Source organism: Streptomyces sp. NPDC047072 (genome assembly GCF_040643855.1).
Classification (GTDB): domain Bacteria; phylum Actinomycetota; class Actinomycetes; order Streptomycetales; family Streptomycetaceae; genus Streptomyces.
The window spans coordinates 1-22,967 of the sequence record NZ_JBEYVC010000101.1; the positions used below are offsets into that span (position 1 = coordinate 1).

General features: G+C 71.3%; 17 protein-coding genes and 1 riboswitch. Of the genes, 8 read left to right on the forward strand and 9 right to left on the reverse strand.

Features of this window, described 5'->3' with window-relative positions:
- The first annotated feature begins 35 nt into the window (after positions 1-35).
- Genes ABZ896_RS33125 through ABZ896_RS33135 form a run of 3 tightly spaced genes read left to right on the forward strand, consistent with a single transcriptional unit; the run spans position 36 to position 2,935 of the window.
- Positions 36-1,112: an ABC transporter permease gene (locus tag ABZ896_RS33125; RefSeq protein ID WP_360937191.1), complete on the forward strand. Its 1,077-nt coding sequence runs from the start codon at positions 36-38 to the stop codon at positions 1,110-1,112.
- Entirely contained in the window at positions 1,109-1,885 is a 777-nt protein-coding gene (locus tag ABZ896_RS33130; protein ID WP_360937136.1) for an ATP-binding cassette domain-containing protein, read from the forward strand. Before ABZ896_RS33125 ends, ABZ896_RS33130 begins: the two co-directional genes overlap by 4 nt.
- A 15-nt stretch (positions 1,886-1,900) precedes the next feature.
- Positions 1,901-2,935, forward strand: a complete 1,035-nt coding sequence (locus tag ABZ896_RS33135) for an aldose 1-epimerase (RefSeq protein ID WP_360937138.1) — start codon at positions 1,901-1,903, stop codon at positions 2,933-2,935.
- Between the two features lie 252 nt (positions 2,936-3,187).
- Here ABZ896_RS33135 and ABZ896_RS33140 read toward each other — a convergent pair whose 3' ends face one another.
- The 8 genes from ABZ896_RS33140 to ABZ896_RS33175 form a co-directional block, all read right to left on the reverse strand.
- Positions 3,188-4,891 (reverse strand): ABC transporter ATP-binding protein, encoded by a 1,704-nt coding sequence (locus tag ABZ896_RS33140; protein WP_360937140.1) that lies wholly within the window; start codon positions 4,889-4,891, stop codon positions 3,188-3,190.
- Positions 4,888-5,826: an ABC transporter permease gene (locus ABZ896_RS33145; RefSeq protein ID WP_360937142.1), complete on the reverse strand. Its 939-nt coding sequence runs from the start codon at positions 5,824-5,826 to the stop codon at positions 4,888-4,890. Before ABZ896_RS33145 ends, ABZ896_RS33140 begins: the two co-directional genes overlap by 4 nt.
- Positions 5,823-6,782, reverse strand: coding sequence for an ABC transporter permease (locus ABZ896_RS33150; protein ID WP_360937144.1), 960 nt, complete (start codon positions 6,780-6,782; stop codon positions 5,823-5,825). Before ABZ896_RS33150 ends, ABZ896_RS33145 begins: the two co-directional genes overlap by 4 nt.
- A 3-nt stretch (positions 6,783-6,785) precedes the next feature.
- On the reverse strand, positions 6,786-8,405 hold the full coding sequence (locus ABZ896_RS33155) for an ABC transporter substrate-binding protein (protein WP_360937146.1): 1,620 nt from the start codon (positions 8,403-8,405) through the stop codon (positions 6,786-6,788).
- Between the two features lie 285 nt (positions 8,406-8,690).
- Positions 8,691-8,805, reverse strand: a riboswitch (SAM riboswitch).
- A 62-nt stretch (positions 8,806-8,867) separates the two neighbouring features.
- Complete coding sequence (locus ABZ896_RS33160) at positions 8,868-9,692, reverse strand: DUF1684 domain-containing protein (RefSeq protein WP_360937148.1); 825 nt, start codon at positions 9,690-9,692, stop codon at positions 8,868-8,870.
- A gap of 59 nt (positions 9,693-9,751) precedes the next feature.
- Positions 9,752-11,152: an NtaA/DmoA family FMN-dependent monooxygenase gene (locus ABZ896_RS33165; protein WP_360937150.1), complete on the reverse strand. Its 1,401-nt coding sequence runs from the start codon at positions 11,150-11,152 to the stop codon at positions 9,752-9,754.
- Entirely contained in the window at positions 11,149-12,276 is a 1,128-nt protein-coding gene (locus tag ABZ896_RS33170; RefSeq protein ID WP_360937152.1) for an LLM class flavin-dependent oxidoreductase, read from the reverse strand. Before ABZ896_RS33170 ends, ABZ896_RS33165 begins: the two co-directional genes overlap by 4 nt.
- A gap of 324 nt (positions 12,277-12,600) precedes the next feature.
- The gene (locus tag ABZ896_RS33175) at positions 12,601-14,157 is read right to left on the reverse strand and encodes a serine/threonine-protein kinase (RefSeq protein ID WP_360937154.1); all 1,557 of its coding nucleotides are present in this window, start codon (positions 14,155-14,157) and stop codon (positions 12,601-12,603) included.
- A 162-nt stretch (positions 14,158-14,319) separates the two neighbouring features.
- Here ABZ896_RS33175 and ABZ896_RS33180 point away from each other — a divergent pair, with 162 nt between their 5' ends.
- Complete coding sequence (locus ABZ896_RS33180; protein WP_360937156.1) at positions 14,320-16,224, forward strand: DUF4132 domain-containing protein; 1,905 nt, start codon at positions 14,320-14,322, stop codon at positions 16,222-16,224.
- Between the two features lie 318 nt (positions 16,225-16,542).
- Here the strand turns inward: ABZ896_RS33180 and ABZ896_RS33185 are convergent, their stop codons facing one another.
- Complete coding sequence (locus ABZ896_RS33185) at positions 16,543-18,267, reverse strand: acyltransferase (RefSeq protein ID WP_360937157.1); 1,725 nt, start codon at positions 18,265-18,267, stop codon at positions 16,543-16,545.
- A 126-nt stretch (positions 18,268-18,393) separates the two neighbouring features.
- Here ABZ896_RS33185 and ABZ896_RS33190 point away from each other — a divergent pair, with 126 nt between their 5' ends.
- The 4 genes from ABZ896_RS33190 (at position 18,394) to ABZ896_RS33205 (ending at position 22,966) form a co-directional block, all read left to right on the forward strand.
- On the forward strand, positions 18,394-19,056 hold the full coding sequence (locus ABZ896_RS33190) for an NUDIX domain-containing protein (RefSeq protein WP_360937159.1): 663 nt from the start codon (positions 18,394-18,396) through the stop codon (positions 19,054-19,056).
- 96 nt (positions 19,057-19,152) lie between these two features.
- Positions 19,153-20,136 (forward strand): aldo/keto reductase, encoded by a 984-nt coding sequence (locus ABZ896_RS33195; protein ID WP_360937161.1) that lies wholly within the window; start codon positions 19,153-19,155, stop codon positions 20,134-20,136.
- A 287-nt stretch (positions 20,137-20,423) separates the two neighbouring features.
- Positions 20,424-21,782 (forward strand): sugar transferase, encoded by a 1,359-nt coding sequence (locus tag ABZ896_RS33200; protein ID WP_360937163.1) that lies wholly within the window; start codon positions 20,424-20,426, stop codon positions 21,780-21,782.
- Complete coding sequence (locus tag ABZ896_RS33205; protein ID WP_360937165.1) at positions 21,782-22,966, forward strand: glycosyltransferase; 1,185 nt, start codon at positions 21,782-21,784, stop codon at positions 22,964-22,966. The genes ABZ896_RS33200 and ABZ896_RS33205 overlap by 1 nt, the downstream gene beginning before the upstream one ends.
- The last annotated feature ends 1 nt before the right edge of the window (position 22,967 follow it).

The following is a 22,967-nucleotide window of genomic DNA, read 5'->3' on the forward strand; positions in this document are numbered from 1 at the left end:
CGGCGTGGAGACCGGGCGCCACAGCGCCGACGGTCTTGTCACATGGTCTGGAACCGCGCCGGAAGAAGGAGTGCTCCCGGCGGCTTCGCGCGGAAGACCACGCCACTCCGGCACCGGCGGAGGAGTTCCTCAACAGGCCCGCCACGCCCAGCCAGCGCATTCACGCGGTGCTGCACCGTCAGCCAGCTCTCAGCCCGGCCATCGTCCTGGTGCTCGCCGCCATCGTGTTCTCCCTGGTGAACGAGCGCTTCTACGCGCTGCAGAACCTGTCACTGGTCGCCCAGCAGGTGGCCGTCATCGGTTCGCTCGCCGTCGGGCAGACGGTCATCATCCTCACCGCCGGCATCGACCTGTCGATCGGCGCGGTGATGGTGCTCTCGTCGCTGCTGATGTCGAAGCTCGTCGCGGACAACCACTGGCCCGGAGTCTTCGCCCTGCTCGCCGGGGCCGTCGTCGCGATCGCCGCCCAGGCCGTCAACGGCCTGCTGGTGACCAAGGTCAAACTGCCACCCTTCATCGTCACCCTCGGCACCCTCAGCGTCTTCACCGCGATCACCCTCATCTACGCCAAGGGCCAGACGGTCGCCCTCCAGCCGGGCGACATCCTGATGTGGACGGCCAACACGGTCTCGCTGGGCCAGCTGAACCTGACCAACGGCGTCCTGCTCATGATCGCCCTGTACGTCGTGATCGGTTACGCCCTGCGGTACACCGCCTGGGGACGCCATCTCTACGCCGTCGGTGACGACAGCGAGGCCGCGCGCCTGGCCGGTATCTCCGTCAACCGGGTCCTGCTGAGCGCCTACATGGTCGGCGGCTTCGCCATCGCCGTGGGCGCCTGGATCCTCGTCGGCCGCGTGGGCGGCGGCGACCCCAACAGCGGTCTCAACGCCAACCTCCAGTCCATCACCGCCGTCGTGATCGGTGGCACGAGCCTGTTCGGCGGACGCGGGGTGGTCTTCGGTTCGCTGATCGGCGCGCTCATCGTGCAGGTCTTCGTCAACGGCCTCGCGCTGGCCGGCATCGACCCCAACTACCAAGTCCTCGCAGTCGGCGTCCTGGTGATCGCGGCTGTCTCCGTCGACCAGTGGATCCGGAGTGTGAAGTCGTGACGAGCGCCCCCGTTCTCGAGGCCAAGAGCCTGGTCAAGGTCTTCGGCAGGGTCGTCGGTCTCAACGACGTAGACCTCACCCTGTACCCCGGCGAAGTGCTCGCCGTCATCGGCGACAACGGCGCCGGCAAGTCCACCCTCATCAAGTGCCTGTCCGGAGCCCTCGTCCCCGACCGGGGCAGCATCCTGGTCGACGGCAAGGAGGTCACCTTCAAGCGGCCGCAGGACGCCCGCGACGTCGGCATCGAGACCGTCTACCAGACCCTCGCCGTCTCGCCCGCACTGGACATCGCGAGCAATCTCTTCCTCGCCCGCGAGATCCGCCGCAAGGGCATCCTCGGCTCGGTGTTCCGCATGCTCGACACCGGGGAGATGAAGAAGCAGGCCGCCGACCACATCAAGCGGCTCGGTATCGGCACCCTGCAGAACATCAACCAGGCGGTCGAGACGCTCTCCGGCGGCCAGCGCCAGTCCGTCGCCGTCGCCCGCACCGCCGCCTTCGGCGGCCGGGTCGTCATCCTCGACGAACCCACCGCCGCCCTCGGCGTCCGCGAGACCGGCCAGGTCCTCAAACTCGTCCGCGACCTGCGCGACCAGGGCCTCGGCGTCATTCTCATCAGCCACAACATGCCCAACGTCTTCGAGGTCGCCGACCGCATCCACATCCAGCGGCTCGGCGGCTGCGCGGGCGTCATCACCCCCGACGCGTACTCCATGGAGGACGCGGTGGCCATCATGACGGGCGCGAAGAAGCTCGCCCCCGAAGCGAGCTGAAGGAAGCAGACGGGCATGACCGCCGAGTACCGGATCACCGAGAGCCGCCTCGGCGGCGAACCCACCCTCGTCGTCTCAGCACCCGACGACTCGGCACGCGCCGTGCTCGCCCTGCACGGCGCGACCCTGCTGAGCTGGCAGGTCGGGCGCGCGGAGACCGGCCGCCCGACCGAGCTGACGGACGGCTACCGCGACGAGAAGGAACTCCTCTCCCAGGACGGGGTACGCGCAGGCCTGCTGGCCCCCTTCCCCAACCGCGTGGCCGACGGCCGCTACCACTACGACGGCCACGATCACGACCTGCTCCCCGGCCACCGCGGTGACCGGCTCGTCTACCACGGCTTCGCCCGCGAGGCTCCCTTCGAACTCACCCACGCCACCACGACACCGGACTCCGCCCGGATGCTCCTGCACACCACGAGCATCCGGCCGGGCGCGTACCCCGGCTACCCCTTCGCCATCGACCTCACCGTCGCATACACGCTCTCCGCCGACGAGTTGAGCATCGAGATCCGCGCGACGAACGTGGGCGCCACCACCGCTCCCTACGCGGCGGGCTGGCATCCCTACTTCACCCTCGCGCACCCCGTCGACGAGCTGACCCTTCACATCCCCGCACGCACCCTGATCCGCACCGACGCGTCCCTCCTCCCGCTGCCCGGCGAGGACGCCCGGATCCCCCTGGACAGCCGCCCCGCCATGGATTTCCGTACGCCTCGACGACTGGGCGACGCGGTGATCGACGCCTGTTACGCGGACCTCCTCCCCGGCCCCGCCGGCCGGATCGAGACGGTCCTGAGCGACCCGGCGTCCGGCGAGGAGCTGCGCGTGTGGCAGCACAGTGGTTACCTGCACGTCTTCACCGGTGACACCCTGGCCCGCGACCGCCGTGCCTCCATCGCCCTCGAACCCGTCGAGACCATGACCAACGCCTTCAACCGGCCGGAACACGCCGCCGCTCTCGCCCTGGAACCCGGCCGAAGCCGTGCGTTCGCCTTCGGCGTCCGGTACACGGCCGGAGGGACCGGGGGCCCCGACGAGAGGCGGTAGTGGCGAGCCGATGCCGTAGTCGGCTTCGATTTCAGAGGCCGGGCCGGGGCTCGTCCTACCCTCGGTAACTGCGGTGCGCCCGGCCGGAATCGGCGATTGCCTGCGCGAAACAGGTCGACCAGCCTGTCCCTGGGGCGAGCGTAAATGGGGGACGGGTTCCGGCGCGGTCGCTGGGCGGACGCCGGCTGGCACCGCGAGACACGGGCCGCCCTTGTGGGCACTCCTCTGCGGGGCGCGGTACGGCGACCGTGCTCACACCGGCTCTCGGCTCGCGACAGACTCGTTGGCGGACTCGTCGGCGGGGGACGGGCCATGCCCGCCGGGGATCGCCGCGAGCAGCTCGCGGGTGTACTCGTGGCGGGGGCGCGTGAACAACTCCTCCGGCGGGCCCGTCTCCACGATCCGACCGGCCCGCATCACGGCGACCTCGTGCGCGATCTGCCGTACGACGGCCAGGTCGTGGGAGATGAAGAGGTACGCCACACCCGTGTCGTCCTGCAACTCGGCGAGCAGCTCCAGGACTTGGGCCTGCACGGACACGTCGAGCGCGGAGACGGGCTCGTCGCAGACCACCAGGTCGGGGGAGAGGGCGAGCGCGCGGGCGATCGCCACCCGCTGCCGCTGACCACCGGACAGCTCGGCCGGCCTGCGCTCCAGCGTGGCCGCGGGAAGCGCCACCCGGTCGAGGAGTTCCCGGGCCCGCTCCAGCCGGGAGGCGCGGTCGCCGACCCTGAAGGCGCGCAGCGGCTCGGTGATCACCTCGCCGATGGAGAAGCGCGGGTCGAGGGAGGCGTACGGGTTCTGGTAGACGAGCTGGGCGCGGCGGCGCAGCTCCCTGGCCCGGTTGCCGCGCGCGGTGGTGACGTCGGTGCCGTCGAACAGGACCTGCCCGGCGGTCGCGTCGGTCAGGCGGAGCGTCAGCCGGGCGGTGGTGGACTTGCCCGACCCGGACTCGCCGACCAGGGCGAGGGTCCGGCCGCGGTGGAGGGTGAAGCTGACGTCGTCCACCGCGCGCAGGGTCCGTGGTCCGTCCCCGGCGCGGGGGAGCCTGAACTCCTTGACCAGATTGCGGACTTCGACCAGCGGAGCGGTATCGGCTTCGGGGGCGGAGACCGGGGTGCGGGGCCGGGCGGTCGTCAAGCTCGGTGCGCTGGCCAGGAGTTGGCGGGTGTACGCGTGCTGCGGGTCGGCCAGGATCTCGTCGGTCGGGCCCGCCTCGACCACCCTGCCCTGCGACATGACCACCAGGCGCTGGGACCGGTCGGCGGCGACCCCGAGGTCATGGGTCACCAGCAGCACGGCGGTGCTCGACTCCTCGGTCAGCCGCTGAAGATGGTCGAGGATCACCCGCTGCACGGTCACGTCGAGCGCGCTGGTCGGCTCGTCGGCGATGATCAACTCCGGCTTCGCGGCGATGGCGACGGCGATCAGAGCCCGCTGCCGCATGCCGCCGGAGAGCTCGTGCGGGTACTGCCGGGCCCGTACGGCGGCGTCGGGCAGCCCGGCCCGGTCGAGCACGGCGATCGCCTCGGCCGGGGCCGAACGCCGGGTCGCCAGACCGTGGATGCGCAGCACCTCGGCGACCTGGTCACCGATCCGCGCGACCGGGTTGAGCGACACCGACGGGTCCTGCGGGACCAGACCGATCCGCGCCCCGCGTACCGTGCGCAACTCCGCTTCCGACAGCGTCGCGAGGTCGTGCCGGCCGAAGCGGACCGTGCCCGCCTCGATACCTCCGTTGCCCGGCAGGAGCCGGGTGATCGCGTGCGCGGTCGTGCTCTTGCCGGACCCCGACTCGCCCACCACGGCGGTCACTTGACCCGGCCACACGTCGAGGTCCACGCCCCGCACAGCGGGGACCGTGCCCCCGCGCGTGGCGTACGACACGGACAGACCGCGTATCTCCAGCAGGGGTGTGCTCACGTCGTCACCGCTCTCGGCGTGTTCGTCGGTCATCGCTGCCGGGACCATTCGCCGTCCAGCGCCCGGGCGATGCGGTTGGTGGCCAGCACGGTCGCGGCGATCGCCAGTCCCGGCAGCGCCGTCAACCACCAGGCGTTGGCGAGGTAGTTGCGGCCGTCGGAGATCAACGTGCCCCACTCCGGGGCCGGCGGGGGAGCGCCGTAGCCGAGGAAGCTCAGTGCGGACACGGCGAGGATGGAGGCGCCGAAGTCCAGGGTGGCCAGGACGATCACCGGGCCCGCCGCGTTGGGCAGGACGTGCCGGCCCAGCACCGAGTACCAGCGGGCCCCGCAGGAGCGGGACGCCTCGACGAACACCGCCTGCCGCACCCGCAGTACCTCGGCGCGGGCCACCCGGGCGAAGGAGGCGACGCTGGCGATGCCGACCGCGACGGCCACCTTCACCGTGCCGTAGCCGAGCGCGGTGACGAGGGCCAGGGACAGGAACAGCGCCGGGATGGACAGGAGGACGTCGACGAAGCGCATCAGCACGTCGTCGACCCAGCGGCCCACGAACCCGGCGACCACGCCGAGCAGTCCGCCGAGCACGAACGCGACCAGCACGGCAATGAGCGTGGCTTTCAAGGACAGTTGGGCGCCGTGGACGACCCGGGTGAACACGTCGCGGCCCAACTCGTCCGTGCCGAACCAATGCGCGCCGCTCGGCCCGCGGAAGTTCTGCGACGGCACGCCCTTCAGCGGGTCCTGCGAGGTGAACAGGTCCGGCGAGAAGGAGGCCAGGACCACCAGCACGAGGACGGCGACCGAGAGCAGGAGGCCCGGGCGGCGGACCAGGAACCGGGTGACCCGCCGTACGTCGACACGACGTGCCGGTCCTCCGGGAACGGTCCCGGTGTCGATCGGCCGGGCGAGGCCGAGAGCGGCCTCGGCCGGGTCGTCGACGCCGACGTCGGCAATGCTCTGGCTCATGCGAAGCTCGCCCTTCTCTCCGAGGCCACCACGATCCGCGGGTCGAGCAGCGGATAGACCAGGTCGACGAGCAGGTTCGTCGTCACGAAGATCAGCGCCCCGAACACCACCACGCCCTGCACCACCGGGATGTCCTGGACCGTGACGGCCGCGGCGGTCACCCGGCCGAGGCCGTCCCGGGAGAACACGGTCTCCACCACCACGGATCCGGCGATCAACTGGCCCACGAGGAGACCGACGACCGTCAGCGCGGGCAGGGACGCGTTGCGCAGCGCATGCCGTAGGTGAACCCGCCAGCGCCCGGCGCCCTTGGCCCGCGCGGTCTCCACGTACGCCTGGTCCAGCGCGGTGAGCAGGCTCTTGGCGAGCACCTGGGCCACCTGCGCGCCGGTCGGGACCGCCAGTGTCAGGGCGGGCAGCACCAGTCCGCGGAGGCCGTCGTTGCCGAAGGCCGGGAACCAGTGCAGCCGGAACGAGAACGTCTCCACGAGCAGCAGGCCGACCCAGAAGGTCGGGACGGACACCCCCAACGGCGGTAGCAACAGCAGGAGTTGCCGCAGCCAGCGTTGGGAGGTGTAGGTCGCCACCACCGCCAGACCTCCGCCGAGGACCACCGCGAGCAGCAGGGCCGCGCCGGTCAGCTGGAGAGTCTGGGGCAGCGCGTCGGCCAGCGTGGCGGTGACCGGGCGGCCGGTCGACACCGAGTCGCCGAAGTCCCCGCGCACCGCCCGGCCCAGGTAGTCGGCGTACTGCGCCGGCACGGGCCTGTCGAAGCCGTACTCGGCGCGCAGGGCGGCCAGTTGCTTCGGGTCGACCTGTCCCGAGTCCATCCCGGCACTGGCCATCGCCGTGACCGGGTCACCGGGAAGGAAGTCCAGCACCAGGAAGGAGACCGTGTAGGCGGCCCACAGCACCCCGACCGCCTGGGCCAGCCGTTTGATCACATAGCGGCGCACGGGTCAGCCGATCCAGGTGTCGTGCAGCTGGATCCGGCTGGAAGCGTCGAAGTTCAGGTCGTGCACCTTGTTCGTCACGCCGAGCTGGGTCTGGAGCTCCACCACGGGCGCGTAGGAGGCGTTCTGCACGATCAACTGCTGTGCCTGAGTGACCAGTTCCTTGCGCTTGGCCGTCTCGCTGGTCGCCGCCTGAGCGGACAGCTCGGTGTCCAGGTCGCCGGCCGGGACGCGGTAGAAGTTGGCCAGCTTGGTGGAGAAGGAGCTGCGCAGGATGTCCGGGTCGGCACGGGTGACGTTCCCCCAGGCCGCGTCGTAGTCGCCGGACTGCAGCGTCGGCGCCAGCTGGGTGACCTGGACCTGCTTGAGGGTCACTTCGATGCCGACGGCCTTGAGTTGCTGCTGGATCAGCTCCAACGCGGGCTGATTGGTGGCCGCGTTGGGGATCCAGGTGATGGCCAGGCTCAGCTTCTTGCCGTCCTTCACCCGGATGCCGTCGGCACCGGTCTTCCAACCCGCCTCGTCCAGCAGGGACTTCGCCTTGGCCGCGTCGAAGGAGAGGCTGGAGGCGAGGTTCGTGTAGTCGGGTGTGGTGTGGGCGAGGACGCTGGTGGCCGCCTGGGTGCCGGTCGGGAAGACGGTGTCGGCGATCTGCTGCCGGTCGACGGCGTACAGGATCGCCTGGCGCACCCTGGTGTCCTTGAGGACCGGCCGGGACTGGTTGAGGCCGAGGCCGAACACGATGCCGGGGTTGGCCCGTCGCAGCAGGGTGACCTGACCGCCCTTGAGCGCCGCCTCGTTGGCCCTGCCGACGCTGCTGATCGCGTCCACCTGGCCGGACTGCAGACTGCCCGCCCGTACCCCCGGCTCCGGTACGACCTTGAAGACCAGCTTGTCCAGGTACGCCTCGCCCTTCTTGGCCCACAGCGAGGAACCCCAGGCGTACCCGGTGCGCTTGGCGAGGGTGATCGACTGGTTCTGGACGTACTGCTTGAGCACGAAGGGCCCGGACCCGATCACGCCGTCACTGCACTTCTGCTGCGGTGTCCTCTTCACGCTCGCCGACGACTCGATGCCCAGCGAGTGGGTCGAAGTGGCCTGCAGAAACTGGGCGTTGGGTTGCGCGAAGGTCACCCGGACGGTGAGCGGGTCGACGACCGTGGTGCTCTTGACGCCGCTCAGATACCCCTCGGCCAGGGTCCCGAGGGCGCCGAGCTTCGGCACGGCGTCGAAGTTGTCCTTGACCACCTGCGCGGTCAGCTTCGAGTCGTCGCTGAAGGTGACCCCCGACCGCAGATGGAAGGTGAACGTCCGGGTGTCGGCGCTGATGTCCCAGCTCTTCGCGAGCCACGGCACGATCTTGCCGGTCTTCGGGTCCTGGTCGGTCAGGGAGTCCACGACCTGACGTACCGAGTAGATGGTCTCGTTGCTGGCGACCTGCTGCGGGTCGACGCAGCCGGCGTCCGACCCCACCGCGAAGGTCAGGGTGCCGCCGGACTTCGGCGCGCCGCCGCCGGTGCCGGAACCGGAGGTGCCCGAACCGCAGGCGGTCAGCAGCACGCTGGTGGTCAGGAGGGCGGTGGCCGCCGCCCATCGGGGGGATCTGAAAGCCGGAAGTGCGTTCACGGAGGGGTCTCCTACTGGTGTCACCAGGCAGGGCGGTGCCGTACGAGGTGCGGCGGCGCATGCGCGCAGGGGGAAGCTGAGGTCAGACGCAGACAGGTGCGACGACGACCGGGGCGTGCCGGATCACGACCGGCGACGGGGGTTCGTCAGGCCTGACAGAGGCAGCTGGTCGAGCGCTTCAGATCGATGTGGCGGCGGCGCGCCAGCCGGGAGAACACGGTGGCGAGGGCGAACGAGGCGCTGTGCCGCATGCCGGTCCTCCCCACTTCCGGCCCCGCTCACGGGGCCACGCGCTTGCGGGGATCATCGGCGATCCCCGCCGGGCTTTCACCTGGAGCACCCCACCGCGTAGGAGGGTTGCCGGTCAGCGAGCCAGGGCTTGACGCTGACACTCCATGCCTTTTGTGATCGTACGGAGCGGTTTCGTCGTACGTCAATGGCGGATCCGGAGCGTGAGACGGCTCATGAACCGCCGCGCTCCCGGGGGATCTTGAGGCCCGCCTCGATCGCCACCGGCAGCCGGTTCTCGGCCGGGGGCAGCGGGCAGGTGGCCAAGTCGGTATAGGCGCAGGGCAGGTTGGCCGCGCGGTTGAAGTCCAGGACGACCGTGCCGTCGGAGGCGGGCGGTTCGACGGACAGGGACCGGTTGGCGGCGTACGTCGTGACACCCGAGGTTGCGTCCGTGAACAGCACCGTCAGCGCGCCCGCACCCCGGCCGGGGAACGCGGTCAGCGCCAACTGCCGCCCCTCCAGCTCGAACTCGACCCGGCCCGGAGCGTCGTAGACGTGCTCGAGACCCTCGACCGCGGCGCCCACGGTGGTCGGCCGCGGCGCGTCGAAGGGCACGTAACGACCCGTCACGACCCAGCGCGGGTCCGGGGCGTAGGCGGGTGTCCCGGTGAACGCGGTGCGCAGCGGCGCGTCCGGATGCCGGGGGCGCACGATGTCGTTGCCGCCGCGCTTGGCGACCTCGATCACGGCGTCGCCCCAGACCGCGTTGACGCCACCGCGCTCGGGCAGCACGCCGAAGCGGTGCTCGCCGCGGGCCGGGTTGCCGTCGACGAGGAGTTCCTCGCCCTCGTCGAGGTCCACCACGACCCCGTCGGGGCCGGTGCGCCAGGCTCCGGGCGCGTCCGGGAAGCGCTGCGGCCGCTCGTCGAGCCAGTACAGGCCGGTGACGGCCAGGAAGCCGTGCGGGTCCGCCAGCCGCGCGTCCTGGGTGCGGTACCAGTCCAGCCAGTGCTCGGTGAAGGCGTGGAGGTCTGTCGATGTCGCTTCGGTGGTCATGCGTACTCCTTCGTCATGCGTGTCTCGTCGTCATGCGCGCCTTACGCCCTGTGGTGCCGTCAGCCCGCCTGCCGGTGGTCCGGCGCGGACCGGCGGGTGAGGGGCTCGCGCAGGCCGAGATGGTCGCGGAGGGTGCCGCCGGTGTACTCGGTGCGGTAGACCCCGCGTTCCTGGAGCTCCGGGACGAGCAGGTCGACGATGTCGTCGAGCCCGTCGGGGATCAGATACGGCGTGACGTTGAAACCGTCGACCGCGCCGTGCCGTACGAAGTGGGCGAACTTGTCGGCCAGGCCGGCCGGGGTGCCCACGTGGCCGCGCTGTGGGCCCAGCGCGATGACGGTCTCGCGCAGCGACCAGCCGTGCGCCTCCGCCTTGGCCCGCCACTCGGCCACGACCGCCCGCGGGTCGGTGATACGGCGCGCGCCGAACGAGCCGTCGTTCTCGGCGACGACCGGATCCTCCTTCGGCAGCGGACCGTTGGCGTCCCGGCCGGACAGATCGATGCCCCACAGCAGCCCGGCGATCCCCAACGCGGTTGCGGGAGTGACCTGTTGGAGCCGGATCCAGCGCTTCTTCTCCTCGGCCTCCGCCTCGGTGGCGCCGATGATGATCTCGGTGCCGGGCAGGATCCGCAGATCGTCGTCGGGCCGTCCGACGGCGCGCAGCCGGGTGCGGATGTCCTGGGCGAAGGTGAGCGCGTCGTCGAAGTCGTCGCCGTGCGCGGAGAAGATCACGTCGGCGTTGCGGGCGGCGAAGTCGCGCCCCTCTCCGGAGTCACCGGCCTGGAAGATCACCGGGTGCCCCTGGGCGCTGCGCGGCAGCGTCGGCGCGAGATCGACGTCGAACTGCGGCCCCCGGTGGCGCACTTGGCGTACGGCACCGGGCGCGGACCACGCGGGCGCGTCCCGCGTGTCGGCGATCGCTCGGTCCTCCCAGCCGTCCCAGAGGGCGCGGGCCACGGTGAGGAACTCCTCGGCGCGCCGGTAGCGGTCGGCGTGGTCGAGGTAGCCGCCGCGCCGGAAGTTGGCGCCGGTCCAGGCGTTGTCGGTGGTCACCACGTTCCAGCCGGCGCGGCCCTCGGAGAGGAGGTCGAGGCCGGAGAGGCGGCGGGCGAGGTCGGCGGGCTCGTTGAAGGTGGAGTTGGAGGTGGAGACCAGGCCGATCCGGCGGGTGACCGCGGCCAGCGCCGCGAGCTGGGTGATCGCGTCCGGGCGCCCGGCCACGTCGAGGTCGTGGATCCGCCCGTCGACCTCGCGCAGCCGGAGCCCCTCCCCGAGGAAGAACGCGTCGAACAGGCCCCGTTCGGCGGTCTGCGCGACCTTGCGGAAGGAGGCCGGATCGATCTGGGAACCGCTCTCGGGGGCCGACCAGATGGTCCAGTGGTTCACGCCCTGGAAGAACACCCCGAAGTGCAGCTGGGCGTCCGGCCGGGGGACGTCGAGGGGATCGGTGCGGGTCATCGGAGTTCCTCCTGGGCGGATGCGACGGACGCAACGGGCGTGACAGTCGCGGCCGCGAAGCGGTTGGCGGGGCGCTCCAGACCCAGGGTCGAGCGCAGCGACGTGCCGGGCAGCGGCCGGGCGACCAGACGGCGCTCCGACAGGGCGGGCAGCACAAGCCGGGAGAGGACGGGCAGGTCCTCGTCGAGCACCAGTGGACGCAGTCGTACGCCGTCGACGTAACTGCTCAACTCCTGGAGCAGGGAGACCAGTTGCTCCGCCGGTCCGATGTGCCGCAGTCTGCCCCGGTCGGCCCACGGGGCGTGCCGCTCCAGATCGGCGACGCGCTCGGCGGCCGTGGCGTCCGGGGTGTCCAGCGCCACCTCGACCTCGGCGAGGACCCGGGGCGTACCGGCCTTGGCGGCGGCCGAGGCGACCGCTTGGAGGTCACGGCCCTCCACCAGGGCGACGTCGAGCAGGTCCGCGGGCACCCGGTCCGGGCGGCCCAGGACGACGAGCTGCCCCTGCGGCGGGCGCGGCACGATCGCCGGGCCCTTGACGGCGTACGTCTCTCCAGTGAAGTCGATGTAGTGGAGCCGGTCGCGGTCGAGGTAGCGGCTGGTGGCCACGGACCGGACGACCGCGTCGTCCTCCCACGAGTCCCACAGCGCCCGCGCCACCTCCACCCCGTCCCGGGACTCCCGGCCCCGCGCCTCGGCGCCGTCGACGAGGGGGCGCCCCCAGGCGCGCGCCGCCTCGGGCCGCTCCTCCTCCGTCACCACCCACCCGGCACGGCCCGCCGAGATGTGGTCCAGAGACGCCAACTGGCCGGAGACATGGAAGGGTTCGGCATACGTGAGCGGGACGACGGGCGCGATCCCGATCGTGCTCGTGGACGCGGCGACGAACGCCGCACGCTCCACCGCGCCGATACGGCCCACGGGGTCCGGGCCGGTTCCGGGCGGCAGCACACCGTCGTCGAGGGTGATCAGGGTGAACCCGGCGTTCTCCGCCGCGGCGGCGACCCGGGACACCCGGCGCGGGGTGAGCAACCGGTCGGGCGAGTGGGCGGCGCGGCGCCAGGCCGCGGGGTGGGCGCCGTCGCCGTCGATCTCGACGGCGAGGTGCAGGGCTGAGCCGGACAAGGGGGTTCCTTCCGAGACACACGCGGACTCGCGGCCGTACGGCTCAAGGCGCGGGGGCCTGGGTGTACGGCCACGACGAGACGGCCGGCGGGGCGGGCCGGCGGGGGTCAGACGTGTTCAGACGTGTTCACACGTGTGCGGAAGGACAGACCGCGGAGGAGGTGCGGCAGTAGTCGACATGCCGCCGGGTGATCAGCCGCGCACCGGTGCACACACCCCGTGGGGTCGCGCCGGCTGCGTGCATCGTGGGCCTCCACCCGTCAGAAGATTGCTGATTCAACGTACGTCGACCGCCCCCGCGAGTGTCAAGGGCGTCTCACGGCCTCAGCCGCCCGAGCGGAAGTTGTTGCCGGTGATCTCGCCGTCGTCCGTCGTGGCTGCGGCGACGCAGCGGAAGACACGCAGGCCGTCGGCCCACTGGGTGGTGGACGGGGGGATGATGTCTACGTTCCACTCGGCGGCGGCCGCGGTACCGGCGGCCGTCCGGGACTTGGCCATGATCCGCTGCGAGCACAGCGCCTTCACGTCGGGGTGGCGGATCAGATCGCGGGCGTTGTTCGTCATCCCGTCCGAGGGCAGCGGGGCGATCGCGAACGTCTCCCAGACGTGCTTGGTGTGACAGTCGGCGGCGCTGACCGTCACGTTCCCGGAGATGTCGGTGATGCCGCTCCAGCACTCCGGGGTGGTGACACAGCGGCCGCCGACGTCGGGGACCGAGGCGGCGGGGCAGTTGTCGGTGGTGGTGGCCACACCGCCGAAGGCCGCGTTCGCCTTGTCGGCGGAACTGGCGGAAGTGGCGGAACTGTCGGACGAGGGGGTCGATTTGGTGCCGGATGCCGAATCGCCCGACTGCCCACGCTGGTTGACCACCACGGTGACGGTCACTGTGACCGAGACCGCCACCACCGCGAGCGCGGCGATCAGCCAAGTACGGCGAGTCTTGGTCGAGTTCACCGTCGTCGCCGCGGGCGGGGCCGGCAACGCAGTGGCGGGAGGTGCCGCTTCGGGGCGGACGTTCATGCTGGGGGCCGGTCCGAAGCCGATGGGACGTTCGTCGGCGTCCACGTCCACGGCCGCCAGGGCGTCGCGCAGGGCGCCGGCGTCGGAGAGGCGCAGGGTCGGATCCGCCGCCAGGGCGTGCCGTAGGACCTGGTTCAACGCCGTGGGGACGGTGGGGAGTTCGGGGTAGGGCCAGGTGTGCCGCACGATGAGCTCGGCCAGGCTCAACTGGCCGCCGTCCTCGGGGTGGTGCGGCGGACGGCCCAGCAACAGGGCGTAGAGCGTGGCGGCGAGGGAGTACACGTCTGCGGCGGGGGTCGGGTCGGCCCGGTGGAAGGCCTCGGGCGGCGCGTACGCGGGCGTGAGCGCCTCGCGGGTGACCGAGAGCTCCCGGTCGGGCCGGGGCATGGCCGCCAGCCCGAAGTCGGCGAGCGCGACCCCGCCGTACCGGTTGACCAGGATGTTGCCCGGCTTGATGTCCCGGTGCAGCACCCCGGCCGCGTGCGCCGCGGCCACCGCGTCGGCTATGCCCACGCCGATGTCCCGCGCCTCCTTCACGGACAGCGGACCCTCCCGGCGGATCCGCTCGCCCAGGGATCCGCCGGGACACAACTCCAGCACCATGTAAGGGCGGTTGTCCGCGAGCACCCCGGCGTCGTACACCGGCACCACGTGCGGATGCCCGGACAGCTGCCCGGCCGCGGTGACCTCCCGCATGAACCGCTGCCGGTCGCGGGGCGTGTCCAGCACCCGGCCGTCGACCTTGAGCGCCACCTCCCGGCCCACGGCGAGCTGCCGCGCCCGGTACACCGTGGCGAACCCGCCCCGGCCCAGCACCCCCTCGATCGTGTAACCGTCGAGGTCCACACCGTCGTACGCCATCCCGCCCAGCCCCCACCGCAGCCCACCCGCGGCAGAACATCTGACCGGGGACGCGCAGACTCTAGCCGAGGGGGGTGACAGGGGGGGCCGGCCCGGAGCCGGGAAGCGGTACGGGTCCGGAGCCGGAAGGGCGTTGTCAGTGGGGGGTGCCATGATCGCGGCATGGACCTCGACAACGACACGGCCGAGGCGTGCCGCCGGATGTTCGCGGCGCTCGTCACGGGCATCGAGGAGCGGCAGTGGGCCGACCTCTCCCTGGCGGTCGGTGCGGTGCTGCGGTGTACGGGCCCGCTGCCGGACCTGGCCGAACCGGCCCGTGTCCTGACCGAGTTCGCGCTGGAGGCGGAGCGTATGACCCAGCCGTACGCCCTGCTCACGGTGGCGGGGCTCGCCGACGGTGAGTCGTCGCGGGCCGTGGTGGAGTGGTTCGGCCGCGACGCGGGTCCGATCGCCCTGGACGAGATCACGGTCGTCACCGGCCTCGCCCCGGTCGAACGGGCGTTGGTGGCCGAGGTCGAACAGGCCGGCTCGTTCACCGCGCCGCCGGTCCACGCGGACGCGTGGGCGAGGCTGGCGGGGATCCCCGCCTACGAGGCGTTCGCGCGGCGCGCGCTGGTGGCTGCCGCCGACCGTGCCGACGCGCTCCACAAAGGGGAGATCCCCTATCGCGCGGAGAAGCTGTTCGCCGCCCGGGAGGCCAGCACGCTCGGGCGTGCCGCGCGCGTGGCCCTCCACCGTGACGAACCCTGGCTGCCGTCTCTCCTCGACCGCCTGCTCCCCGGCATCTCGGTCGCCCCCACCACGGCCAGGACCCTCCCCTCCCAGGCGCTCCTGTACGAACTCGTGCGCGCCGCCCAGGAGTTCCCGACCCCCGAGCTGGTGAGCGCGATACGGACGGTCCGTGGGACGGTCCGGCACGCCGGGGTTCCCAAGCAACTCGACAAGATGCTCAAGAAGGTCGACGCCGCCCTCGCCGAGCGCACGGACGTGGCCCTGCGGCTCCCTTCCCTGGGCTTCGACGAGGACGGTGTGCTGCGGGTGGACGCCGGTGACGGTTACACCGCTGCGGTGACGGTCGACGGGAGCGCCGTGCTGACCTGGCACAAGGATGGTCGGCCTCTGCGCGGTGTCCCGGCACGCGTCCGCCGTGACCGGCCCGCCTTGGTGAAGGAGGTACGCGACCTGGTCAAGCGCGTGGACGCCCATCTCCTCACCCTCGCCCGGGCGTTGGAGGGTGGGTTCACGGTCGACGCCGTCCATCCGTACGGCAGGTGGCGTGCCGAACTCGCCGGGCATCCGCTGGCCCGGACGGTCGTGCGCCGGCTGATCTGGGAGGTCGAGGTCGCGCCGGGGGTGTGGGAGGCCGTGCTGCCGGAGGCAGGAGAGTTGCCGGACGCGCCCGACGGCGTCGGCGTACGGCTGTGGCACCCCATCCGGTCCGCGCCGGACGTCGTGCAGGCCTGGCGGGACCTGCTGGTCGACCGGCAGATACGGCAGCCGTTCAAACAGGCGTTCCGTGAGATCTACCTCCTCACCCCGGCCGAGGAGGCGACGGGCGTCCACTCCAACCGCTTCGCCGCCCACCTCGTCCACTACCACCGGATGTTCGCGCTGTTCCGGGCCCGGGGCTGGGCGAGCGACCGGCTCGGCCCCTGGGACGGCGGCGCGGAGGATGTGGCCCAGCGGACCCTCGGCGCGGGGGAGTGGCGGGCCTCCTTCCATCACGCGCTCGCGGACTGGGCGGGTGACGACCTGCTCGCCGCCACCGACCAGGTGCGCTTCACCCGCCGCGTGGCGGGAGCCTGGCAGGAGGCGCCGCTCAGCGAGGTACCGCCGCTGGTGTTCAGTGAGGCCATGCGCGACGTGGACCTCTTCGTCGGCGTGACCTCCATCGCGGCCGACCCCGACTGGACCGACCGGGGCCCCGCACGGGCCTACTGGGAGCGGGTGTTCCTGCCGTTCGAGGACGAGCGGTTGTCGGTGATCCTCAGCAAGGCGCTGCTGCTCGCCGACGACACGAAGATCACCGACCCGACGATCCTCGCCCAGATCAGGCGGGGTGGATGAACGAGCGCGGCGCCGTGTCCATGCGGACACCGCTGACTGCGGCGCGACGCCGGGACGACCCACACCGACTACACGCTGCCGGCCCACTTCGGCATGTCCGAGCCGGCCCAGCGGCGGTGGAGAGGTGTTGCCGCACGGCTTCCGGCTGGCGGAGGCCCTGCCGCGCGGGTCCGGTCAGAGGGTCTGCGCTGCGGGTTCCGGTCAGTGGCTCAGTCCTGCGCGCGGCAGCCCTGCGCGCCCCAGTCGTGCGCGCCCCAGTCCTGCGCGCCGCAGCCTGGCGGGCCGTAGTCCTGCGCGTGCCGGTCCTGCGTGTCCCGGTCAGAGGCCCTGTCTCGCCGGTTCCGGTCGGTGGATTCCCTTCGGTCGGTAGCCCAACTCCTCGGCGCGGCCCAGGAGATCGGCGAGGTACCAGATGATCGCCAGCCACATCTCCGTGCCCTGGAGGCCTGGTTCGGGCCCGGGGCCCTCGGTGCCCGGACCGAAGCCGAACCCCCGGCCGTCCTGCCAGCGGAGCAGGACCGCGGCGAGTTGCTGCTCGGCCCAGGCGCGGATCTCGACGGCCCGGTACCCGTCGGCGCCCGCCCCCAGCTGGCGGGTGCACAGCCACAGAGGGTGTACGACGTCCAGGACGTTGCAGGCGTTCTCCCGGCCCGCGCCGAAGTACCGGGTGTCGCGGCCGTGGTCCAGGACGGCGTCCACGACCCGTTGCGGGTACGGCACCGGGAGCCCGAACTGTGCGAAGGATCCCCGGGTGAGCCGGTAGTAGCCGTTGACCACCTGGAGCCGCCCCGCCTCGGCCGAGGGGCTGCCCCACATCCCCGTCCACGGGTCGGCCCGGGTGAGCAGCCAGCCGAACAGCGCCTCCATGGTCGCGTCGCCGCCGTGCCCGTGCCGCAGGTTGTGCTGTGCTGCCGTGGCCCAGGAGTCGATCCAGGCCCCGGCTCCCCACGCGTGCGTACGCCAGGGCAACGCATCCAGCCGCGCGACGAGTTGACGTGCCGTCATGTCCCGTACTCCGCCCACGATATGGGGGAGGGAGGTGCCCAGCAGATCGAGGGCGTACCCGACGCACAGGACGTGGTAGAGCGCGGCGCCCTCGCCGATGAACCCGTCTTCGTCCGCTACGGGCACCGGCTCGCCGAACTCCGGGACGAGACCGCTCTTCGGGTCCTGGAGCCCGGACAGCCGCGAGACGTGCTCGTCCGCCGACAACTGCTCCGGGACGGTACCCAGCAGGAGTTCGGCGATCTCCACGGCGTCGCAGTGGGCCCGGACGGTCGGCGCGACGCCCGGGCGGTCGACGTAGCGCTCGCCGTCCCAGCAGCGTGCGATGAGTTCGGGGGCCTGGGCCCGGGCGCTGGCGGCGAAGTGTGCGAGGGAGTCGGGCGGAGTGACGGATGCCGTGGCCCTGCCCGCGATCGGCCGTTCCCTCCCCTCCGGAACGGTTCCCCCGTCCAGCCGATCCCGCTCCCGTCGCTCCCTCCGATCCCGCAGCGGCCGTGCCGGATTTCCGGCCGCCACCGTCCACGGCGCCAGGTCCTTCGTCACGACCGCCCCCGCGCCGATCACGCAGTGGTCGCCGATGGTCACGCCGTCCACCACGATCACGTGCGACCCGATCCACACGTCGTCCCCGATCCGGATCCCGCGGCTGGTGAGCGGCTGCCGGAACACCGGCCGGTCGGGCTCCATGGAATGGTTGAAGCCGAGGAGCGAGGCGTACGCCCCGATCCGCACCCCGTCTCCGAGTACGACGTTCCCGCGCACGGTGGTGAAGGGGTTGAGCGTGCAGTCCGTGCCCGTGGTCAACTCCCCGGTGACATAGGCGTGGGCGGCGATGTACGAGTCGTCGCCGAGGCGCAGCCGGTCCGGGAACACGGCCGCGGATCCCGCGACGTAACACCGCTCGCCGATCCCGGTGTCGCCGCCGATGCCGCGCTGCACCTCCTCCTGCGCGGCGCGCTGTTCCTCGGTCGCCCGCTCGGCGAAGAGCCAGGGGCAGTGGTCGAAGTGCCGTGTGGAGGGCTGCCGTCGATCATTCATGAACCGCACGCTAAGCAGGTGGACGCCGGTCGGGGAAGGGTGCCGTGTGCGACGCGTCCCGGTCCGGGATGGTAGAAGCGGAGCCATGACCAACTCGCACTTCCCCGCTCTTCCGGCCGGTGCCCGATGACCGAGGGCATCGACACTCCCGACCGTCGCGGCCGCACCGGGCTCGACCGCACCGGCCTGGACCTGACCGGCAACCCGCGCGTCAAGGTCCGGGAGGTGAAACTGCTGTCCAGCCACTGGTACGTCGAGCGCGCCACCACCTTCGACCTCCAGCACACCGACGGCACTTGGACCACCCAGCAGCGCGAGACCCACGACCGCGGCAACGGCGCCACCATGCTGCTGTACGACGCGGCACGCGAAACCGTGCTGCTCACGCGGCAGTTCCGCTTCCCGGTGTACGTCAACGGCCACCCCGACGGCATGCTGATCGAGACGCCGGGCGGTCTCCTCGACGACGATGACGAGCACCCGGAGATCGCCGTGCGGCGCGAGGTCGTCGAGGAGACCGGGCACACCATCGGCGAGGTACGGCACGTCTTCGACGTCTACATGAGCCCCGGCTCGGTCACCGAGCGCGTCAGCTTCTACGCCGCCGAGTACGCCCCGTCGACCCGCACCCACGAGGGCGGCGGCCTGGACGAGGAGGGCGAGGACATCGAGATCCTCGAACTCCCCTTCCCGAGGGCCCTGGAGATGATCCGGAGCGGGGAGATCGCCGACGCGAAGACCATCATGCTGCTCCAATGGGCGGCGCTGGAGGGCCCGTTCGCCAAGTGAGCGCAAGTGAGTGCGCGGGCCCTTGACTTGAAGCGCACTTCAAGATGAAGACTCCCGTGTGTGCCCGAAGACGGGTACACACGGGAGGGAATCACCATGAAGTACCGCACCATCGGCACCGACCCGGCGACCCGCCGCGAGGTCAGCGTCCTCGCGCTCGGCGCGATGCTGTTCGGCTCACGGACCGACGAGAAGACCTCCTTCGCCGTCCTCGACCGCTATGTCGAGGAGGGCGGAACCTTCATCGACACGTCCGACAACTACGCCTTCTGGGAGGACGGCGGTCAGGGCGGCCAGAGCGAGGAACTGCTCGGCCGGTGGCGGCGCAGCCGCGGCATCGGCGACGAGATCGTCATCGCCACGAAGCTCGGCGCCCGCCCCCTGGCCCCCGGCACGAGCTACGTCGACAACGCGGAGGGCCTGTCCGCGAAGGTGATCCGGGAATCGGCCGAGCGCAGCCGGGAACGCCTGGGCGTGGCCAGGCTCGACCTCCTCTACGCGCACATCGAGGACCACAAGGTCCCGCTCCAGGAGACGGTCGAGGGCTTCGCCGAACTCGTCGCCGAGGGCACGGTGGGCCTGCTGGGCGCGAGCAACCACGCGGCGTGGCGACTGGAACGGGCCCGGGCTCTGGCGACCGCGGCCGGCCTCCCCTCGTACGAGGTCCTCCAGTACGCCCACAGCCACCTGCGCCCCCGCCTGGACGTCCCCGAGAGCCTCTTCCCCGACGGCAGCCTCGGCCACGCGGGCCCCGACCTCCTCGGCTACCTCCGCGAGGAACCCGCCCTGACTCTGGTCGCCTACTCCCCCCTCCTGAAGGGCGCCTACACCCACCCCGACCGCCTCCCCACCGACTTCGACCACCCGGGCACACCGCCCCGCCTTCAGGCCCTCACGCAGGTAGCCAAGGAAACCGGAGCAACCCTCAACCAGGTGGTCCTCTCCTGGCAGATAGGCCACCCCCTCCCGATCATCCCCCTGGTCGGCGCCTCCTCCGTCACACAGCTGGAGGAGAACCTGGCGGCAGTGGACCTGGAGCTCACGGCGGAGCAGCGGGTGCGGCTGGACGGGGCGTACTGAGGTCGGCCCGGACGGTTGGACCGGCTCACCGGCGAAGTCGCGATCAATCACGAGTCGCCATCAACCACAAGTTGACCATCCGGGAGTATGGGCGCAATATCGATGTATACGACGTAAGTGTACGTGTTACGCATACGTGGGCTCGGAGGGCCGAGGTCCTTTGCGGGAACTGTCGTGACGCCTGTGGGCCCTCTCCGGCCTCCGAGAGGAGCCACGAGATGTCCCTGATGGCAAGCCGAAGGGCAGTCCCCCGAGTGAGGCGACTGCGCCCCACGCGCGGCTCCTGCATGGTGATCCTGGCCGTGTTGATGGGGGATGTGCTTGCCGCGGCGACAGTCTCCGTCGCCCTGGGGCCGCTCGGCGACGAATGGGTCGTCGCGGCGGCCCTTCCGGGCTCCTGGGTGCTCTGCCTTTGGAAGTGCGGGGCGTACGAGCAGCTCTGCGTGCGGACCGGCACCGAGGAGGTCGGTCGGACGGTCCGAGCCGCGGGTCTCGCCGCCGTGGGAGCCACCGTGTTCTGGTGGTTCGTCCCGGACGACGAGACGCTGCACGATGCTCTTCTGGCCCTGCCGGTCACAGCCGCCCTGACTCTCTCCGCGCGCACGGCCCAGCGGCATTGGACGCACGTCGGCCGGGGCGCCGGGAGGGATGCGCAATGGGCCCTGGTGGTGGGGCCCGCCCGTCTCGCGGTCGGCCTCATCTCCGTGCTGCGTCGAAAGGGCGCAGCGGGGATCCGGGTCGTCGGGGCCTGTCTCACGGATCCCGCCCGTGCCGATGTGGTGTCGAGACTGGGCGTCCAGGTCTATGGAGGCACGGACGGGCTGGTGGACGCGGTGCGTCGGACTCACTGCGACGCGGTCGTCGTGCTGCCGAGCCCTGAACTCGATGCCGCGGAAGTACGCGAACTCTCCTGGCAGTTGCGGCGGGAGAACGTCTCGTTGGTCCTGGCGCCGGTACTCGCCGACGTGGTGCCCTCGCGCCTGAAGGTCTGGCCCGTTGCCGGAATACCGCTGCTGCACCTGCGTGGCCCCACGGTCTCCAGAGTCAGACGGGCCCCCACAGAGCTGACCGATCGGCTGCTCGCCGCGCTCCTGATCGTTCTCCTGGCTCCCTTGATGCTGTCGGTCGCACTGATGATCAGGCTCGACAGCGCCGGCCCCGCACTCTTCCTCCATCGCAGGATCGGGCTGGGCGGCCGTGCTTTCACCGTGCTCAAATTCCGCACCATGTATCAGGACGCAGAACACCGGAAGGTCGAACTCGCCTCTTTCAACCAGTATGGCGACGGCCCGTATTTCAAGATCGAGAAAGATCCGCGAGTGACCCGGGCGGGTACCTTCCTGCGGCGTTTCTCCCTGGACGAACTGCCGCAGTTGTTCAATGTGCTCGCGGGCCATATGTCCCTGGTGGGCCCCCGGCCGCTGCTGCCGGAGGAGATCATGGCCCTCGGCGTCGAAGGACGCCGCCGGCTCCTGGTCAAGCCCGGGATGAGTGGATTGTGGCAGGTGAGTGGTCGGTCGGGCCTGTCCGCCGAGGACAGGATGCGTCTCGACATGAGCTACGTCGACAACTGGTCGCCTGGACTCGACGCCAAGATCCTGCTGCGGACCGTACCCGCGGTGCTACGCGGAACCGGTGCTTACTGATGGCCAGTTCCCGGCTGCCTTCGGCCCGTGCCCCCGGTGAGGCACAGGGCGGACATGTGCGTACGGTCCTGCACATAGCGCAGTCCAGCGAGGGCGGGGTGGCGAGTTTCGTGGCCGGGCTCTCCGCAGGGCAGTGCGCCAGAGGTGATCACGTGGTCGTCGCATGTGCGCCCGACAGCCGGCTGTCCCAGGCGGCCGCGGAGAGCGGAGCCGAGACCGTCGCATGGCGGACGACCGCGGCTCCCGGCCCGGGCGTTCCGCGCGAGGTGGCCGCCGTGCACCGCATCGTCGTCTCGGTCGGTCCTGATCTGGTGCACCTTCACAGTTCCAAAGCGGGACTGGCCGGTCGGCTCGCGCTGCGTGGCTCCCTTCCCACCGTCTTCCAACCCCACGCGTGGTCCTTCGAGGCGACGTCGGGAGCCCTGCACTGGGCGTCGGTGGAGTGGGAGCGGATGGGGAGCAGGTGGACCCACCAGCTGGTCTGTGTCAGCGAAGGCGAACGGGAGGCGGGAGTGGCCGCCGGAGTCCGTGCCCGGTACTCGGTGGTGCCGAACGGAGTGGACCTCGATCACTTCGCTGCCGCGGGGGTGTCCGCCCAGGCACGGGCACGGAGCAGGCTGGGCATCGACCCTTCCACGCCGCTGGTCGTATGTGTGGGCCGGCTCTGCCGTCAGAAGGGCCAGGACGTGCTGTTGGTGGCGTGGAGCAGGGTCACCGACCGGGTACCCGGCGCTCTTCTGGTCCTGGTGGGGGAGGGGCCCGACCATGCGAGCCTCGAGGCGCGAGCCCCCTCGACGGTCAGGTTCACCGGTGATGTCGCCGACCCGCTCGACTGGTACCTCGCCGCGGACCTGATGGTTCTTCCCTCGCGCTGGGAGGGGATGGCGCTCGCCCCTCTCGAAGCCATGGCATGCTCCTGCCCCGTCGTCGTCACCGACGTGCCGGGCGCGGCCGAGTCCCTTCCGGCGCAACAACGCTCCGACGCCCTCGTACCGCCGGAGAACCCGGGCGCGCTCGCGGACTCCATGTCCCGCCTTCTGACGGACCGTGCCGACTGTCACCGCCGGGGGGAACTGGCACATGACCACGTCTGCCGCCATCACAGCGTGCGCCGGGTCGTCGCGAGCATGAGCCACGTGTACGACAGGGCCTGGGCCGCCTGGGCCGCGCGAGAAGGCGGCTGAG

What these genes read in the sequence shown, in the direction of transcription:
- ABZ896_RS33180 (WP_360937156.1), top strand. Translation starts at nt 14,320, where the DNA reads ATGGACCTCGACAACGACACGGCCGAGGCGTGCCGCCGGATGTTCGCG.
- ABZ896_RS33205 (WP_360937165.1), top strand. Translation starts at nt 21,782, where the DNA reads ATGGCCAGTTCCCGGCTGCCTTCGGCCCGTGCCCCCGGTGAGGCACAG.
- ABZ896_RS33140 (WP_360937140.1), bottom strand. Translation starts at nt 4,891, where the DNA reads ATGACCGACGAACACGCCGAGAGCGGTGACGACGTGAGCACACCCCTG.
- ABZ896_RS33160 (WP_360937148.1), bottom strand. Translation starts at nt 9,692, where the DNA reads ATGACCACCGAAGCGACATCGACAGACCTCCACGCCTTCACCGAGCAC.
- ABZ896_RS33200 (WP_360937163.1), top strand. Translation starts at nt 20,424, where the DNA reads ATGGTGATCCTGGCCGTGTTGATGGGGGATGTGCTTGCCGCGGCGACA.
- ABZ896_RS33145 (WP_360937142.1), bottom strand. Translation starts at nt 5,826, where the DNA reads ATGAGCCAGAGCATTGCCGACGTCGGCGTCGACGACCCGGCCGAGGCC.
- ABZ896_RS33190 (WP_360937159.1), top strand. Translation starts at nt 18,394, where the DNA reads ATGACCGAGGGCATCGACACTCCCGACCGTCGCGGCCGCACCGGGCTC.
- ABZ896_RS33165 (WP_360937150.1), bottom strand. Translation starts at nt 11,152, where the DNA reads ATGACCCGCACCGATCCCCTCGACGTCCCCCGGCCGGACGCCCAGCTG.
- ABZ896_RS33185 (WP_360937157.1), bottom strand. Translation starts at nt 18,267, where the DNA reads ATGAATGATCGACGGCAGCCCTCCACACGGCACTTCGACCACTGCCCC.
- ABZ896_RS33135 (WP_360937138.1), top strand. Translation starts at nt 1,901, where the DNA reads ATGACCGCCGAGTACCGGATCACCGAGAGCCGCCTCGGCGGCGAACCC.
- ABZ896_RS33175 (WP_360937154.1), bottom strand. Translation starts at nt 14,157, where the DNA reads ATGGCGTACGACGGTGTGGACCTCGACGGTTACACGATCGAGGGGGTG.
- ABZ896_RS33195 (WP_360937161.1), top strand. Translation starts at nt 19,153, where the DNA reads ATGAAGTACCGCACCATCGGCACCGACCCGGCGACCCGCCGCGAGGTC.